Genomic DNA, 15,057 nt, shown 5'->3' with positions numbered 1-15,057 from the left:
TACCTTCCTTCGGGGAGGGCACCGCCAGGGCCCCGGTGGTCACCGGGGCCCTGGCGGTGGAAGCGGTCTACTCCGCGAAGTAGGAGTCGTAGATGTCCTGGTAGGTGCCGTCGTCGCGCAGTGCGGTCAGCTGCTCGTTGACGGCGGCGACGAGGTCCTCACTGCCGTCCTTGACCATGATGAAGCCGTACTGCTCGTCGGTGGGCAGTTCCTCGGCGATGGTGAAGGCGCCGTCCTCCGTGTGGCCGAGGTTGACCGGGAGGTCCTGCAGCAGGGCGTCGACGTTGCCGGCCTGGATCGCGGCGTACATCTCGGCGTCGGAGGGGTACTGCACGAGCTCGGCCTCGGGTGCGTTCTCCGCGGCGTAGTCGGCTCCGGTGGTGCCCTGCTGCACGCCGACCTTCTTGCCTGCGAGGTCGTCGATGGATGCTATGTCCGAGTCCTCGGGCACGAGGATGGACTGCAGGGAGTCGTAGTAGGGGTCGGAGAACGCGAGGTTCGCCTCGCGCTCCGGCGTGATGGCCACGGCGCTCGCACCGATGTCGCATTGGCCGGCGCCCAGGACGGCGCCACTCTGCAGTCCGTCGAACCCGACGTCCTGGACCGCGAGCTCGAGGCCCATCCCGGTGGCGATCTCCCGCATCAGGTCCATGTCGAAGCCCGTGTACTCGCCGTTCTCCTCGAATTCGAAGGGCGGGTAGGGGATGTCCGAGCAGACGGTCAGCGTGCCCTCGGCCACGAGGTCGAGTCCGCCGGCTGCCGCCGAGGCAGAACCCGAACCCGTGCCGGCGTCGTCGGAGCCTCCGCCGCAGGCGCTGAGTGCAAGGGTGCCGGCGGCCAGGGCGGCCAGCAGTGCAGTGTTCTTCGAAAGCATGGGAGCCTCACTTGTGCGGGTGTGATCGGTGTCTGGAAAAAGGTCCTGCTGATTCTAGCGAGGAAAACGAGATGTGCATCACAGGCTACATGTCTTGCCTATTGGTAACCAGAGGATCCGGACGGGCCCGTGAGGCCCAGGGCCTCGATCATGGGCCGGAACTTGCTCCAGGTCTCGGCGAGTTCGGCCTCCGGCTGCGATCCCTCGACGATGCCGCAGCCCGCGTAGAGGCGGACACGCGTGGGCGTCTCCACCACGGCCCCGCGCAGGGCGATGCCCCACTCGCCGTTGCCGCCCGCATCGATCCAGCCCACCGGACCCGCGTACGGTCCGCGCTGGAGATGCTCGAGCTGACGGATGAGGGCCCCGGCCACCGTGGTCGGGGTGCCGCAGACTGCGGCGGTGGGATGCAGGGCCTGGACGAGGGCCAGCGACGTCGGCACCTCGCCGCGCTCGTCCGCGACCAGTTCCGCGGTGACATCCGACGCAAGGTGCCAGACGTTGGGCAACTGGAGCACGAAGGGCTCGCTGTGGGAGGTCATGGAGCTCGTGAACGGCTGCAGGGTCTCGGTGAGCGAGTCGATCGCGATCTGGTGCTCGTGCAGTTGCTTGTCCGATCCCGCGAGGACCCGGTTGGGATAATCGGGATCGCCCTGCGGAGCGTTCTTCCGGTCGAGCGTCCCCGCGAGGACGCGCGCGCGGGCCGTGTTGTTCTCCACCTTGATGAGCATCTCCGGCGTCGATCCGATCAGGCCGTCGACGGCGTAGGTCCAGCAGTCCTCGTAGCGCACGGCGAGTTCCCGCAGCACCTGGGCCGTGGCGACCGGGCCTCCAAGGTGCGCGACGACGTCGCGGGCCAGTACGAGCTTGCTCAGTTCGCCGGCCTGCACGTGCTGCACGCCGTCGGCGACGGCCAGCTTGTACTGGTCCTCGCTGAGCACACCCGGGCCGAGACGGTCCGCCGCATCGGGCACCCGGTCCGGGGCGGGCTCCGCGAGATAGGCGGCAAGTGCCGCTTCCGCGGACTCCGCGGTCAGCTCTGCCTCGGCGTCGTCCGTGATGTAGGTCAGCCAGGTGCGGCCCTCGCTGCAGCCGATGACCACCCGGGGGACGATCAGGCGCGACTCGTGGGGCGACGTCTTCGAGAAGGCGAAGGAGCCGAAGGCGATCAGCCCCGACCCGGGGACGCCGAGGTGGTCCTCGACCTCCGCTCCCGCGAGTTCACTGCGCCACCACTCCTGTGCCCGGGTGAAGCGGTCCGGCCCTGTGACGGTGAAGCGTGCTGTCTCGCCATAGGCGACGAGCCCTCCACCGCGCCGGATCCAGGTGTGGGCGTCGTTGCGCACCACGTAGTCGAGGAGACCGGTCCGGGGGTCCATGTCGCCGCGAGCCATCGTGATGCTGCGGAGCCCGCGGGACTGTCCGGGCGCAGGCGTCAGCGCGGTGAGGGACGGAGTGCTCATGATGGTCCAAGCGTACTCCGGCGGCTTCTCCCGCCTCCCCGCTGCCTCAGGGCCTCCGCCGTGAGGTTGGGCACGTCGCGCGTGCGTGCGGGCCCGCGATCCTGTGCCCGGGCGCCGTCCCCACTCCTGCTGCCACGTCACACCACTCGATGCCGGTCGGACGGCGCGGCATTGTTTGAGACAATGTGAGGGTGAATCGTGCATCGCTGGAGAAGCGCCCTGACGAAGTAGCAGCCATGTTCGACGACGTGGCGCCCAAGTACGACGTCGTCAACGACGTCCTGTCCATGGGACAGACGCGCCGTTGGCGGCGCATCGTCGTGGACGCCGTCGGCGCGGAGCCGGGACAGCGCGTCCTGGACCTGGCCGCCGGCACCGGGACGTCGAGCGAGCCCTACGCCGACGCGGGGGTCGACGTCGTCGCCTGCGACTTCTCCCTCGGCATGCTGAAGGTGGGCAAGCGCCGGCGGCCGGACATCGACTTCGTCGCCGGGGACGCGACGAATCTGCCCTTCGCCGACAACTCGTTCGACGCCTCGACCATCTCCTTCGGGCTGCGCAACGTGAACGAGCCGAAGAAGGCGCTCGCCGAGATGCTGCGGGTCACGCGGCCCGGCGGCACGCTCGTCATCGCCGAGTTCTCCCAGCCCACCGTGGCCCTCTGGCGCACCACCTACACCGAGTACCTGATGCGTGCGCTGCCCGCGATCGCCCGCAAGGTCAGCTCCAACCCGGACGCCTACGTGTATCTCGCGGAATCCATCCGTGCCTGGCCGGACCAGGACCAGCTGGCGGCCTGGATCAGCGACAGCGGCTGGAACGACGTCGCGTACCGCAACCTGAACGGCGGCATCGTCGCCGTGCACCGTGCCACCAAGGCTCCCGCCGCACCCGGCGAGGAACCACTGCTCCCCGGGCAGGTCCGGCTGCGCCGTCGCACGTCGGCGGCGGACTAGATGTCAGTCCTGATCGTCGGTGCCGGTCCGGCCGGCTCCACCGCGGCCTACTACCTCGCGAGCGCGGGCATCGAGGTCACCGTCCTCGAGAAGACCTGGTTCCCGCGGGAGAAGGTATGCGGCGACGGCCTCACGCCGCGCGCCACCCGCGAGCTGCAGCTGCTCGGGCTCCCGCACGAGGAGAGCGAGGGCTGGCGCCGCAACAAGGGCCTGCGCCTGATCGCGGGCAAGCGCACCGTCGAGGTCCCCTGGCCGGAACTCAGCGATTTCCCGGACTACGGGCTGGTCCGCACCCGGCTCGGCTTCGACGAGGCCCTCGCCGAGCACGCCCGCTCGGCGGGTGCGACGATCCTCGAGGGCCACTCGGTGTCGACGGCCCTCCGGGACAGGACCGGCCGGGTCACGGGTGTCACCGTGAACCTGCTCGACGCCGACGGGCGCAAGACGGGCGAGACCCGCGACTTCACGGCCGACGTCGTCCTCGCTGCCGACGGCAACTCGACCCGGACGGCCGTGAGCCTCGGGATGCAGAAGCGGGATGACCGGCCGCTCGGTGTCGCCGTCCGCACCTACTTCACGAGCCCGCGGAGCGACGACGACTGGATGGAGGGCTGGCTCGAACTGCCGGACGCCACCGGGAAGCCGTTGCCCGGGTACGGGTGGGTGTTCGGGGTCGGCGACGGCACCTCGAACGTGGGCCTCGGCATCCTCAATTCCTCCGCGGAGTTCGGCAAGCTGGACTACAAGCAGGTGCTGCGCGACTGGACCGCGGGCATGCCGTCGGAGTGGGGGTTCTCCCCCGAGAACCAGGTCGGGGAGATCCGCGGCGCCGCGCTGCCCATGGGGTTCAACCGCACGCCCCACTACAGCCCCGGGCTGCTGCTGCTCGGTGATGCCGGCGGCATGGTGTCGCCGTTCAACGGCGAAGGCATCTCCTATGCGATGGAGTCCGCGCGGTACGCGGCGGAATTCATCGAGCGGGCCCAGGCGGTCTCCTCGCCGATCGGGCGCGATCAGGTCATGTCGGGGTACGCCCCCCACGTCCGCGCTCAGTGGGGTAGCCACTTCACGCTCGGCCGCATCTTCGCCCAGCTGATCGGCAAGCCGGCCATCCTGTCCCTGGCGCTGCGTACCGGGATGCCCATCCCGCTGCTCATGCGGTTCGTGGTGCGGATGCTCGCCAACCTCACCGACGCCGGAGGACGCGGTTTCGAGGACCGCGTCATCCACCTCCTCGAGGCACTGGTCCCGCCGACCACCAACCAGCCGTCCATCAGCGGTCATCTGCGTGCGCGCGGCGCCGTCGCACGTGGTTAGTCTTAGACGGTGACACAATCCTTCAGCTCCGGGTGGGCCAGTGTGGGTCGGGGCAGCGCCCTGGACACCGCCGAGTCCCCGGACGACGCCGAGGCCCTGCGGCTGCCTCCCGGCTTCGCGCTCATCGCCGATGATCCCGACCTCGGCCCGTCCGTCTCGTCCTGCCTCGCCGAGGTGGAGAAGCAGCTGCGCAGCGCGATCTCGAACTCGGACCCGCTGGCGGATGCCACGAGCCGCCACCTCGTCGAAGCGGGCGGCAAGCGCATCCGTCCCCTCCTCACCATCCTGGCCGCGCACCTCGGCAACCCCGCCCGCGCGAAGGTGGTGCAGGCCGCCGTCGTCGTCGAGCTCACCCACCTCGCCACGCTCTACCACGACGACGTCATGGATTCCGCGCCGTACCGTCGCGGAGCACCGACGGCGCACGAGGTGTGGGGCAACTCGGTGGCGATCCTGACCGGCGATCTGATCTTCGCCCGGGCGTCCATCCTCGTCTCCGAACTCGGTGGGGAAGCCCTCGGCATCCAGGCGAGGACCTTCGAGCGCCTCTGCATCGGCCAGCTGCACGAGACCGTCGGACCGCGTGACGGCCAGGACGACCTCGAGCACTACCTCTCCGTCATCGCCGACAAGACCGGCTCCCTCGTCGCCGCGTCCGGCCAGCTCGGTGCGCTCTTCGCGGATACTCCCCGCGAGGTCGTGGATGTCATGGTGTCCTACGGCGAGAAGGTGGGCGTCGCGTTCCAGCTCGCCGACGACGTCATCGACGTCACGGGCCTGAAGGTGAAGTCCGGGAAAGCGCCCGGCACGGACCTCCGCGAGGGTGTTCCCACCCTTCCGGTCATCCTGCTGCGCCGTGCAGCGGCTGCGGGTGACTCCTCTGCGGCCGACGTCGTCGCGCTCGTCGACGGTGATCTCAGCTCCGACGAGGCCCTGGCCGAGGCCGTTGCGGCCGTTCGCACGCACCCGCAGACGCAGGCGGCCTGGGGTGTGGCGCAGCAGTGGGCGGACGACGCCGTCGCCGCCCTCCGGCCCCTGCCGGACAGCGTCGTGAAGCAGGCGCTGGAGAGTTTCGCTCAGGCGGTCGTCAGCCGGGACGTCTAGCCCGGTCCTCCCTACCTCCGCGGCTTCGTGCACGGGCTTTCCGCCCGGTCGCCGTCGATGCCCGGCGTGTCGCACCACGACACGCGCTTTGCCTGCTGAAGCGCGTGCACGACGCCACGTGCGCTGTTGCCGGTCGCATCGGCTCGGCCGATCCACATAGCCACGGAGCCTGTGGCGACGGCCGGCGGCAGCACCTTGGCTGGGTTCATGACACCCGAGCAGATCCTCCAGTCCTCCGGCGGGGTGGCCCGCACGGACACCCTCCTGCAGCATGGGGTGGGGGAGCGCGCGATCGAGCGCTCCATCGACGACGGCCGGGTCCTCCGCATCCGGCGGGGAGTGCTGGCCCTTCCCGATGCGCCGCCCGACTTCATCCGTGCGCTGGCGGCAGGAGCACGCCTGACCTGCCTGTCCGCTGCCACCCACTACGGGCTCTGGTGTGTCCGGCCGTCGTCGGACCTGCATGTCAGCCGCCTGGGGCGATCGGCGGAGGGGTGCATCAACCACCGGGCGGCAACCGTCCCTCCGCACCCCCGCCTGCCGCTCGTCGGGCTCGCCGATGTCCTCGTCCACGTCCTGCGGTGCCGGCCGGCCGAGGAGTCGGTGCCCTTGGTGGAATCCGCGCTCAGACGCGGTGCCACGACGGCGGCCTTCATCGAGTCGAGGCTCACCGGTCCCTTCAACGGCCGGGCTCGCGCCGCCCTCGGGTCGGTGGACCTCACCGGCGAGTCCGCGATCGAGGTGGTGGCACGGCTGCTACTGCGCGGTGCCGGCCTCGACGTCCGCCCACAGGTCCACATCGCGGGAGTGGGTCGGGTCGACTTCCTGGTGGAGGGCTTCCTCATCGTCGAGATCGACGGCGCGGCGTTCCATTCGGACCGGCAGGCGCTCCGGCGGGACCGCAGGAGGAACAACATGACGGTGATCGGCGGCTATCTGGTGCTGCGCTTCTGCTACGAGGACGTCATGTTCCAGCCGGACGATGTCCTCGCGATGGTCCTCACGGCCCTCGGACGCCGTCCCGTCCGCTGATGGTGTGCCCGGCTGCTGCTTCGTGCAAGCCCTTCCGGGCCGACTGCTCCGGGCCACTGGCGTGTCCCGGCGCGACACGCGCTTTGAGGGCGGAAGCGCGTGCACGAGGGGGGCAGCAGCTCCGGAAGTATGCGCGGTGGGCGGTTCGAGGCCGCAGCAGCTTCGGAACGATGCCCGGTGGGCGGCACGAGGCCGCAGCAGCCGTGAATAGCCGGCGTCGGTGCCTACGATGCCGGGAGGAACGCCCTCAGCTCGTCCGCCTTGCGCGCCCTGACCTCCGGGTCGACGATGGGCCGCTTGGGGGTGAAGTAGAAGCCGTCGTCGTGCCAGCGCGGGAGGACGTGCTGGTGGTAGTGCCAGACGTGCTGGCTGCCGGCCGGTTCGTTGTGCTGCCGCGTCGAGACGCCGTCAGGCTCCCAGGCTCGCTTGATGGCGACGGCGATATCACGCGTGAGCGTCATGATGCGGGCGGCGGCGTCGTCCGGCAGCTCGTACAGGAGTTCGACATGCGCCCGCGGGGTGATGAGCACGTGGCCGGGGTTCGGGTCGAAGCCGTGCGAGGCGATGAAGGCGAGCGCGAGATCGTCCGAGTAGATGACGTCGCCGGGGCGGCAGAGGTTTTTTGGATTGCTGAAGTCCCCGGCCGCCAGATCGCAGAAGGGGCAGCGATACCCCTCGGGCGCATGGTGGGCGAACTCCATCAGTCCTCCTCGTTCTCCTCGAAGACCCACTCGAACAGGTCGAGGACGTACTCCGTGAAGGTGCCCTCCTCGCTCTGCCATTCTCCGCGCGCGTTGTTCCGGCGCCAGACGATCGGGTCGGGGACGTCGAGCTGATCGGCCCGCATGCCCCACGTGTACTGCTCGTCCTCGTCCTCGAGGAACAGGAGGAAGCCGTCCTCGATCTCGAGCTCGTCGGGATCCCAGAAGAAGTGGAAGGCCTCCATGATGTCCTCGGTGGCACCGACCGCGCGGTAGAAATCGCGCAGTGCCAGGGGCAGGTCGAAGTCCTTGCCCTCGAGCATCTCGGCGAGCTCGTCCTCGCTCAGGCCGTCCTCCTCGGCCCAGTCGTCCTCGAAGTACGAGGGCACCAGGGCGCGGAATTTGTCGGAAAACAGCTCAGTCACAAGTACTCCAGGAGTGGTGGTGGGGATAGCTCCATCCTAGCCGCCACCTACCTCGCGCGGGCTACCTCCGCGCGCTCCACGTCCGTGCTGCGAGGGGTGCATGCCAGCCGTAGCGCCAGGCGAGGACACGGAGCGAGAACACGAGCGACGCCGCAAGCGTGCCGGTGATGAGGGTCAGGGTCCCGGTCAGGTACAGGGCGGTGACGACGACGGCGCCGAGCAGGGCGGGCAGCGCGTAGATGTCGCGCGGGTCGAAGAGCTGGGGGATCTCGTTCGCGACGACGTCGCGCAGCAGCCCGCCGCCCACCGCGGTGGTGACGCCGAGCAGCACGGCGGCCACGGGATTGAGGCCGACGTCGAGCGCCTTCACGCTGCCGGTGATGCAGAACAGGGCCAGTCCGCCGGCGTCGAAGATCACGAGGACCCGCTTGACCCGCTCGACGCCGGAGAAGACGAAGTACACGAGGACGGTGGCGAGCAGCGGAGGGACGAGATAGAGCGGATTGTTGAAGGCCGCCGGAGGCACGTCGATGATGAGGTCGCGCGCCACTCCTCCGCCGAGGGAGGCGAGGGACGCCAGCAGCAACGAGCCGACGAGGTCGAAGCCCTTGCGTGCCGCCAGCAGGGAGCCGGACACCGCGAAGAAGAACACGCCGAGGAGATCGGCGGCGAGGCCCACGTGCGAGGCAGCGTCCATCTGTGCGTGCAACTCCTTCTTCTCGACGAAGCCCGCCTCCAGCGGACAGATCACGGGCCGCGCGGGCAGGCAGCCCGACCGCTGATGCGCGCATGCCTTCGACGAGCCGGCCGACCGCCGTCCGGACGACCCCGACCAGCATGACAGAGGCGCACGCGCCCGTGTACCGCACTAGGCTGGGCCCATGACGAGCCGATACGCAGCGGGTCCCGGAACGGTCGAGCCGAGCGTAAAGGACGGTTCGCGGGCCATGCGCGTGGCATGCAGCCTGATCGGCCTCCTGCCGACGAAGAGGAACCTCAACGGCACGGAATGGGTCAACGCGAAGTACCCCGGGCGGACCTACCCGCCCACCGCGGCCATCTCCTGGACCCTGAAGCAGACGCACACCATCCAGGAGACCCGGATCGACGGCGTCCGCACCATCACGGTGCGCCCCCTGCTCGGCGCCACGCGCTCACACATCATCTACACGCACGGCGGCATCTACATCAACGAGCTGGGCAGGCCGCACTGGTGGATCATCGCCGAGCTGACCAGGCGAACCGGCGCTGCGGTCACGGTCCCGCTCTACCGACTGGCACCGGAGAGCACCTACCGTGACGCCTTCCCCTACCTCGTCTCGGTGTACCGGGAGGTCCTCCGGACGGCGGAGCCCGAGGACGTGACCCTGATGGGCGATTCCGCGGGCGGCGGACTCGCGATCGCGCAACCGTGGGCCTTCAGCGATGCCGGACTGCCGTCCCCGGGACGGATCGTCGCCTTCTCGCCATGGCTGGATGTGACGGGGACCAACCCCGAGATCCCGAAGTACGACGCCGTCGACCCGATGCTGTCCGTGGCCGGCGGAGTGCAGGCCGGGCTCTGGTGGGCCGGCGGCGACGATCCCCGCACCCCGCTCGTCAGCCCCGCGTGCGCTCCCGAGCAGATGCTCGCGACGGTGCCTCCGACCCGCATCTACCAGGGAACGCGCGATGTCTGCATGGCTGATGCGACGGTGTTCCGGGACCGGGCGGTGGCCGCGGGGGCTGACGTCACCATGACGGTCTACCCCGGGGGCTTCCACGTCTTCCCGGCGTTCCCGCGCCTGCCGGAGTCGAGGGAGGTCTACGCGGACATCGCCGCGTTCCTCGGCCGCCCCGCTCTGCCGTAGGGCAGGAGCGGGTGGCTCCTCGATCGCGGTGCGGACCTGCGCCGGTCAGGACCCGGTGGAGTCCCTGGAGAGGACCCACACATTGGTGTCGCCCTGGCGCTCCACCGTCACGGTGGTGACGAGGGCCCGGATCATGGAGAGACCGCGGCCGGATTCGTCGAAGTCCTCCAGCAGCGCGTCGTCGTCCGCGTCGGCGGAGGGAGCGGAGCCGTCGAGATCCGGCACGGGATCCAGTGCCGCCGCCCCGATCTCGCTGATGACGGCGCGGAGCCGTTCCGAGGAGACCGTGAGCTCGACGCCGAGATTCAGCTCGGCGCCCTCGGCCGGCACACCGTGCTGGACCACGTTGCTGGCAGCTTCGATCACAGCCGTCGTGAACGCCATCTGGTCCATTGCGGGGACGAAGCCGGCGTCGACCCAGAGCTGGTCGAGTGCGTCGTGCAGGTCCTCGATGGCCTGATCGGTGGCAGGCTCCTGGAGGGTGCGGCGCGCGACGACGTCAGTCATTGCGGAAGGCTTCTTCCGGGGTGCTGTGAGGCGTGAGTACCCGGTGCATGCTGGTCAGTTCGAGGACCATGTTGACCTGCGGCTGCACCGCGGCGATGCGGAGATCGCCACCCGACTGCCGGGCGAGCTTGAGGCAGCCGATGAGCGCCCCGAGTCCCGAGGAGTCCATGAACGTGGTGTCCGTCAGGTTCACGACGATGCGCTTGCCTCCGGCGTCGACCACTCCCGCGATGACCTCGCGGAGTTTCGGCGCCGCCACCATGTTGAGCCGTCCGTTGGCGGAGACCTCCGTGTAGAGCCCCTTGTCCTGCGTGGTGAATTCCATGTGCACTTCCTTGGTCGATGCGTTTGCGATGCGATGCGTGAGCCGTGGGCTGGCAGTCCGCAGCCGGGGTGGCGACGAGGCGGGAACGGCCCGGTCAGGCCGGGGACCGCCGGAGGATGACCACCGTGACGTCGTCGGCGACCTCGGGGACGTCCGCCATGCCGAGCAGGACCGCGCAGGCGTCCTCGGCGCTCGCGGCCGAGGCGACGACCTCGGCGACGGCCACGGTGAACTGGTCGACGGTCTCGTAGATGTCCAGCAGGCCGTCGCTCACGATCGCGAGCGAGTCGCCGGGGCCGAGGGTGACGACGCCCGAGGGCCAGGCCTGGTCGGGCCAGGCGCCGACGGGAGGTCCCGAGGAGGGGAGCCGGCTGACGCTGCCGTCCGCCGCGACGTGGAGGGCGAGCCCGTGGCCGGCGTCGACGTAGCCGACGGTGCCTGAGGATGCTTCGAGGCGCCCGTGGAAGAGGGTCACGAAGGAACTTGTCTGTTCGAGGTCGGCGTCGGTGGCCCGCGCGGCGGTGGCGAAGGCGGTATCGAGGCTCGGCTGGGACGAGACCGAGCGCATGATCGCGCGGACGGTGGCCGCGATCAGGGCGGCCCCCATTCCCTTCCCCATCGCGTCCGCGACCGTGAGGTGGAGGCCGTCGGAGGTGCCGTACCAGTCGTAGAAGTCCCCTCCGACGCTCCTCGACGGCCGGAAACGGCCCGCGAGTTCGTAGTCGCGGACCGCGAGCTTCTCGCGCGGCAGGAGATTCTGCTGCACTTCGGCTGCACGCTGGCGCTCGTCCGCGTTGGCGACGTCGGCGGCGGCCTGGCGGCTCTGGCGGCGGAAGAGCGAGTTGATGCGGGCCACGAGCTCGCGGGGGCTGAACGGCTTGCTGATGTAGTCGTCCGCGCCGGTCTCCAGCCCCGTGAGCCGCTCGATCTCGTCCGTGCGGGCCGTGATCATGAGGATGTACGCATCGGAGAACGTCCGGACCTCACGGCAGATCTCGACGCCGTCCCCGTCCGGGAGGTTCAGGTCGAGGGTGATGAGATCTGCGCCTGCACGGGCCTTCTCCAGGCCCTCCTTCGCGGTGGCGGCCTCGGCGACCTCGAATCCTTCGCGTGTGAGGATCTGCACGAGCAGGCCCCGGATGTCGACGTCGTCCTCGACGACGAGTGCGCGGCGAAGCTCCGGGGCGGCAGTCATGGTCCTCATTAAACGCTACGAACACGCGTCGTCGAGCCGTTCGATGGGCCGCGTCGGCGTTGCCCGGGTTGTTGCGCCGAAGTTGAGCTGATCTTGAGGAAGACGACTGCGGTCCGCCCCCGGAATCGACCGGCGGCCGCGTTATTCTGTGGGAGCCGGCGCGGGGTGCGCCCGCTTTCCCGTCTCTCGCGGCGGACGCGCACGACGATCAGGGGAAAGGCAGGACGATGGACCGGGTTCTCTCCTACCTCACGTTCAACACCCGCCAGTTCCACGAACTGACCATGCGCTCGCGCGTGGTCCTCAGCCAGTTGCCCCTGTCGCTGACCGTGGTGCTGATCCTCGTAGGCGGCTTCTTCTTCCACCGCGATCTCTTCGCCAGTCAGCCCTTCGTCATCGGCATCGCACTGCAGGCCGTCCTGCTGGCCGCCTGCGTCGTCGTCCCGTGGGACCGGCTGCCGTACCCCGCCTTCCTCGTCATCCCGCTCCTGGACTTCATCCCGATCGGCCTCATGCGCTACGGCGCCGGAACCGTCATCACGGGTGTCGGGCTGCTCACCGTCTTTCCCGTGATCTGGTTGGCGGCGTCCGGCCGGTATCCCCGCGCGGCCCTCACTGCCGGATTCCTCGCCGCGCTCGGTATCGTCTGGGTGCCCGTCTTCGTGACGGACACCGCCGTCACGTCGCAGTCCCTGACGCAATCGTTCCTGCTGCCCTTCATCATGCTCGCGATCGGCGTGACCATCCGGGTGATGACGGCCAGCATGATGGCGCAGCAGAAGATGGTGGAGGAGAAGGACGGCGCCCTGCAGGTGTTGCTCGAGGAGAGCGCCCGCCGGGAGCGGTTGCTCGACACCGTGGTGAACAGCGTGGACATCGGACTGATCGCCGTCGACGAGACGGGAAAGCCGATGCTCACGAACCGCAAGCTCGGCCAGTTCCGGGTCGCTGCCGGAGGCGCTCCCGACACGGGGGAATCGGAACTCCGGCTCTACCAGCAGGACGGCGAGACGGTGATGGCGGACGCCCGGCGGCCGACACGGCGGGCCGCGGAGGGCCAGGTCTTCTCCGACTATCTGATCTGGTGGGGTGACGGCCCGGACCAGCGTGTGCTGTCGACGTCGTCGCGCCTGATGCGGAACCAGTCCGGTGAGCGGGAGGGGTCCGTGGTGACGTTCAACGACGTCACGGAGCTGGTCACGGCCCTCAATGCCAAGGACGAGTTCGTGGCGACGGTCTCGCACGAGCTCCGCACGCCGCTCACCGCGATCCGCGGTTATCTCGAGCTGCTCACGGGCACGCCGGGACTCGAGCCCGATGTGGCGTCGGGTCTCGAAGTGGTCTCCCGCAACTCCGAGCGCCTCCACAAGCTCGTCGTGGATCTCCTCGCGACGGCGGAGGGCGCACCGGAGATCGTGCCGGTTCCCACCGACTTCTCGGCGCTCGTGCGGGAGCGGATCGCGACGGCGGAGCTCCGCAACGCCAATCCGCTGGTGACCTTCGAGGACCGCTCGGAGTCCGGTCTCGTGGCGCTGTGCGACGGAGCGAGGATAGCCCAGGTCCTGGACAACCTCCTGTCCAACGCCATCAAGTACTCGCCCGCCGGTGGCCACGTGACGGTGGAGGCAGCACAGTCCGACAGCCATGTGACGTGTACCGTCACGGACCAGGGCAGCGGGATGTCCGAGGAGGAGCTGCAGGGCGTCTTCTCGAAGTTCTTCCGCACGTCAGCGGCCCGCAACGCCGCCATCCCGGGTGTGGGGCTCGGGCTCGCCATCTCGAAGGCGATCGTGGAGCGGCACGGAGGCACGATCTCCTGCAGCAGCGTCGAGGGCGAAGGGTCGGTGTTCTCCTTCCGCCTTCCGCTGGCGCCTGCGGACAGCCCTGGTGCCCGCGACGGCCTCCAGGAGCACCGGCTGCAGTCACAGGACCAGTAGGACGCAACCGACCTCCTCCGCCCGTCACACCGGCAGGCGAATGGCGGGCGTCCTGCCGGCGGCAGGGTCAGGCCGGGCCCAGGTCGATCGTCACCGTGGTCCCGCCGCCGGGGGTCTCGGTCAGCGTGATCGACCCTTCGTGCGCCGCGGCGATCCGGGCACATGTCGCGAGTCCTATTCCGCTGCCGGCCGGATCTCCGTCGCGGTGCAGTCTGACGAGGGGTTCGAGGACCCGGCGGCGATCTTCCGGTGCGATGCCCTTGCCGTGGTCGATCACGCGCAGTACCTGGGTGTCCCCGACGGCGGCCATCACCTCGATGTGCGGCGGGCACCCCGGCGTCGAGTACGAGACAGCGTTGGACACGAGGTTCTGCAGCAGCGCGGTGACCTGCGCCTCGTCCACGCGCAGCTCGGCGTCCTGCAGGGTGACCACGGCGTCGCACGAGCTGGTGAGCGGCAGCACGTCCTGGAGGACGGCATGCATCATGGTGGTCAGTCGGACGGGACGGCGAGTGATCGCACCGCCGATCCTCGAGAACTCCAGGACCTCCTCGACCGTGGTCAGCATGCGGCTGGCGCTTCCCCTGATGATGCTGAAGTACCGTGCCGCCGGGCCCGACGCCTCGACGTCCGAGTCCTGCTCGCTGAGTTCGGTGTAGCCGAGGATCGCCGTCAGGGGATTCCGCAGGTCATGGCTGACGCGCGCGGCGAACCCGGCGAGATCCTCGTTGCTGCGGCGGACCACCTCCAGGGCCTCGACCAGTTGCCGCGTCCTGAACTGGAGCTCGATGATCTCCACCACCTGCCGTGCGAGGATCTCGAGCCCCTCGCGCTGGTCGGCATCGAGTCCGAGGACGCGGGGGGAGAACACGCACAGGGATCCGAGCGCGTAGCCCTCTTCCGTGACGAGCGGCATCGACGCGTAGGAACGGACGTCGGCAATGCCGCCGTTGACGAACGGGTTGTCCGAGAAACGGGGATCGAGCGAGGCATCCGCGACAGCCGTGATGGAGCCGGAGGTGAAGACCCTCGAGCACATGGAGTCCTCACGGGAGCAGACACCCGCGTCCACCCCGACCGCCGCGATCTGGTGCTGCTTGTCCGCAGTGATGATGTTGATGACGCCGAAGTCCATGCCGGTGACCCGCACCGCGAGCTTCACGAGATCGAGCAGCTCCGAAGGGGTCTCGTAGTCGGGTTTCTCGATCGGCAGGCCGTCGGCTTCCCCGTAGGGCAGCCGGTACTCCTGCAGGACCGCCTGCCGGGCGAGCTCCTGCAGTTCCATATCCTCGGCGTGCCGCAGCGACATGTCTATACCCCCGAACAACCTAGAGACCGGTGTATGTAGGCCCAACTATTCCACGAGTGCGA

15 protein-coding genes are annotated in these 15,057 nt (G+C 69.3%); 6 read left to right on the top strand and 9 right to left on the bottom strand.

Features of this window, described 5'->3' with window-relative positions; translation table 11 throughout:
- Window positions 1–67: 67 nt before the first annotated feature.
- Both FJV46_RS07190 and FJV46_RS07185 read right to left on the bottom strand, forming a co-directional pair.
- Window positions 68–874 (bottom strand): transporter substrate-binding domain-containing protein, encoded by an 807-nt coding sequence (locus FJV46_RS07190; protein WP_087028160.1) that lies wholly within the window; start codon window positions 872–874, stop codon window positions 68–70.
- Window positions 875–972: 98 nt separating this feature from the next.
- On the bottom strand, window positions 973–2,268 hold the full coding sequence (locus FJV46_RS07185; RefSeq protein ID WP_232008709.1) for an isochorismate synthase: 1,296 nt from the start codon (window positions 2,266–2,268) through the stop codon (window positions 973–975).
- Window positions 2,269–2,528: 260 nt separating this feature from the next.
- Between FJV46_RS07185 and FJV46_RS07180 the strand changes: the two genes are divergently transcribed.
- The 4 genes from FJV46_RS07180 (at window position 2,529) to FJV46_RS07165 (ending at window position 6,746) form a co-directional block, all read left to right on the top strand.
- Window positions 2,529–3,293 (top strand): demethylmenaquinone methyltransferase, encoded by a 765-nt coding sequence (locus FJV46_RS07180; protein WP_087028157.1) that lies wholly within the window; start codon window positions 2,529–2,531, stop codon window positions 3,291–3,293.
- On the top strand, window positions 3,294–4,610 hold the full coding sequence (locus tag FJV46_RS07175; RefSeq protein WP_087028155.1) for a geranylgeranyl reductase family protein: 1,317 nt from the start codon (window positions 3,294–3,296) through the stop codon (window positions 4,608–4,610).
- A gap of 42 nt (window positions 4,611–4,652) precedes the next feature.
- Window positions 4,653–5,714 carry a polyprenyl synthetase family protein gene (locus FJV46_RS07170; RefSeq protein WP_232008708.1) on the top strand — a complete coding sequence of 354 codons (1,062 nt, stop codon included), beginning with the start codon at window positions 4,653–4,655 and terminating at the stop codon, window positions 5,712–5,714.
- 207 nt (window positions 5,715–5,921) lie between these two features.
- Window positions 5,922–6,746 carry a DUF559 domain-containing protein gene (locus tag FJV46_RS07165; protein WP_126130636.1) on the top strand — a complete coding sequence of 275 codons (825 nt, stop codon included), beginning with the start codon at window positions 5,922–5,924 and terminating at the stop codon, window positions 6,744–6,746.
- A gap of 224 nt (window positions 6,747–6,970) precedes the next feature.
- Here FJV46_RS07165 and FJV46_RS07160 read toward each other — a convergent pair whose 3' ends face one another.
- The 3 genes from FJV46_RS07160 to FJV46_RS07150 all read right to left on the bottom strand — a co-directional run bounded on the left by FJV46_RS07160 (window position 6,971) and on the right by FJV46_RS07150 (window position 8,569).
- On the bottom strand, window positions 6,971–7,447 hold the full coding sequence (locus FJV46_RS07160; protein ID WP_087028149.1) for an HIT family protein: 477 nt from the start codon (window positions 7,445–7,447) through the stop codon (window positions 6,971–6,973).
- On the bottom strand, window positions 7,447–7,872 hold the full coding sequence (locus FJV46_RS07155; protein ID WP_087028147.1) for a hypothetical protein: 426 nt from the start codon (window positions 7,870–7,872) through the stop codon (window positions 7,447–7,449). Before FJV46_RS07155 ends, FJV46_RS07160 begins: the two co-directional genes overlap by 1 nt.
- A gap of 61 nt (window positions 7,873–7,933) precedes the next feature.
- On the bottom strand, window positions 7,934–8,569 hold the full coding sequence (locus FJV46_RS07150) for a trimeric intracellular cation channel family protein (protein ID WP_087028658.1): 636 nt from the start codon (window positions 8,567–8,569) through the stop codon (window positions 7,934–7,936).
- Between the two features lie 184 nt (window positions 8,570–8,753).
- Between FJV46_RS07150 and FJV46_RS07145 the strand changes: the two genes are divergently transcribed.
- Window positions 8,754–9,722 carry an alpha/beta hydrolase gene (locus FJV46_RS07145; RefSeq protein WP_087028145.1) on the top strand — a complete coding sequence of 323 codons (969 nt, stop codon included), beginning with the start codon at window positions 8,754–8,756 and terminating at the stop codon, window positions 9,720–9,722.
- Window positions 9,723–9,767: 45 nt separating this feature from the next.
- Here the strand turns inward: FJV46_RS07145 and FJV46_RS07140 are convergent, their stop codons facing one another.
- The 3 genes from FJV46_RS07140 to FJV46_RS07130 form a co-directional block, all read right to left on the bottom strand.
- The gene (locus FJV46_RS07140) at window positions 9,768–10,229 is read right to left on the bottom strand and encodes an ATP-binding protein (RefSeq protein WP_087028144.1); all 462 of its coding nucleotides are present in this window, start codon (window positions 10,227–10,229) and stop codon (window positions 9,768–9,770) included.
- The gene (locus FJV46_RS07135; RefSeq protein WP_087028142.1) at window positions 10,222–10,554 is read right to left on the bottom strand and encodes an STAS domain-containing protein; all 333 of its coding nucleotides are present in this window, start codon (window positions 10,552–10,554) and stop codon (window positions 10,222–10,224) included. Before FJV46_RS07135 ends, FJV46_RS07140 begins: the two co-directional genes overlap by 8 nt.
- A 94-nt stretch (window positions 10,555–10,648) precedes the next feature.
- Complete coding sequence (locus FJV46_RS07130; RefSeq protein ID WP_087028141.1) at window positions 10,649–11,749, bottom strand: SpoIIE family protein phosphatase; 1,101 nt, start codon at window positions 11,747–11,749, stop codon at window positions 10,649–10,651.
- 227 nt (window positions 11,750–11,976) lie between these two features.
- On the opposite strand from FJV46_RS07130, the gene FJV46_RS07125 reads away from it, so the two are divergent.
- On the top strand, window positions 11,977–13,686 hold the full coding sequence (locus tag FJV46_RS07125; RefSeq protein ID WP_087028139.1) for a sensor histidine kinase: 1,710 nt from the start codon (window positions 11,977–11,979) through the stop codon (window positions 13,684–13,686).
- 67 nt (window positions 13,687–13,753) lie between these two features.
- Here FJV46_RS07125 and FJV46_RS07120 read toward each other — a convergent pair whose 3' ends face one another.
- Window positions 13,754–14,971: a sensor histidine kinase gene (locus FJV46_RS07120; RefSeq protein WP_232008478.1), complete on the bottom strand. Its 1,218-nt coding sequence runs from the start codon at window positions 14,969–14,971 to the stop codon at window positions 13,754–13,756.
- Window positions 14,972–15,057 lie beyond the last annotated feature (86 nt).

The organism is Arthrobacter agilis (assembly GCF_006494655.1).
GTDB lineage: Bacteria > Actinomycetota > Actinomycetes > Actinomycetales > Micrococcaceae > Arthrobacter_D > Arthrobacter_D agilis.
This window is presented reverse-complemented; position numbering and strand designations above follow the sequence as displayed.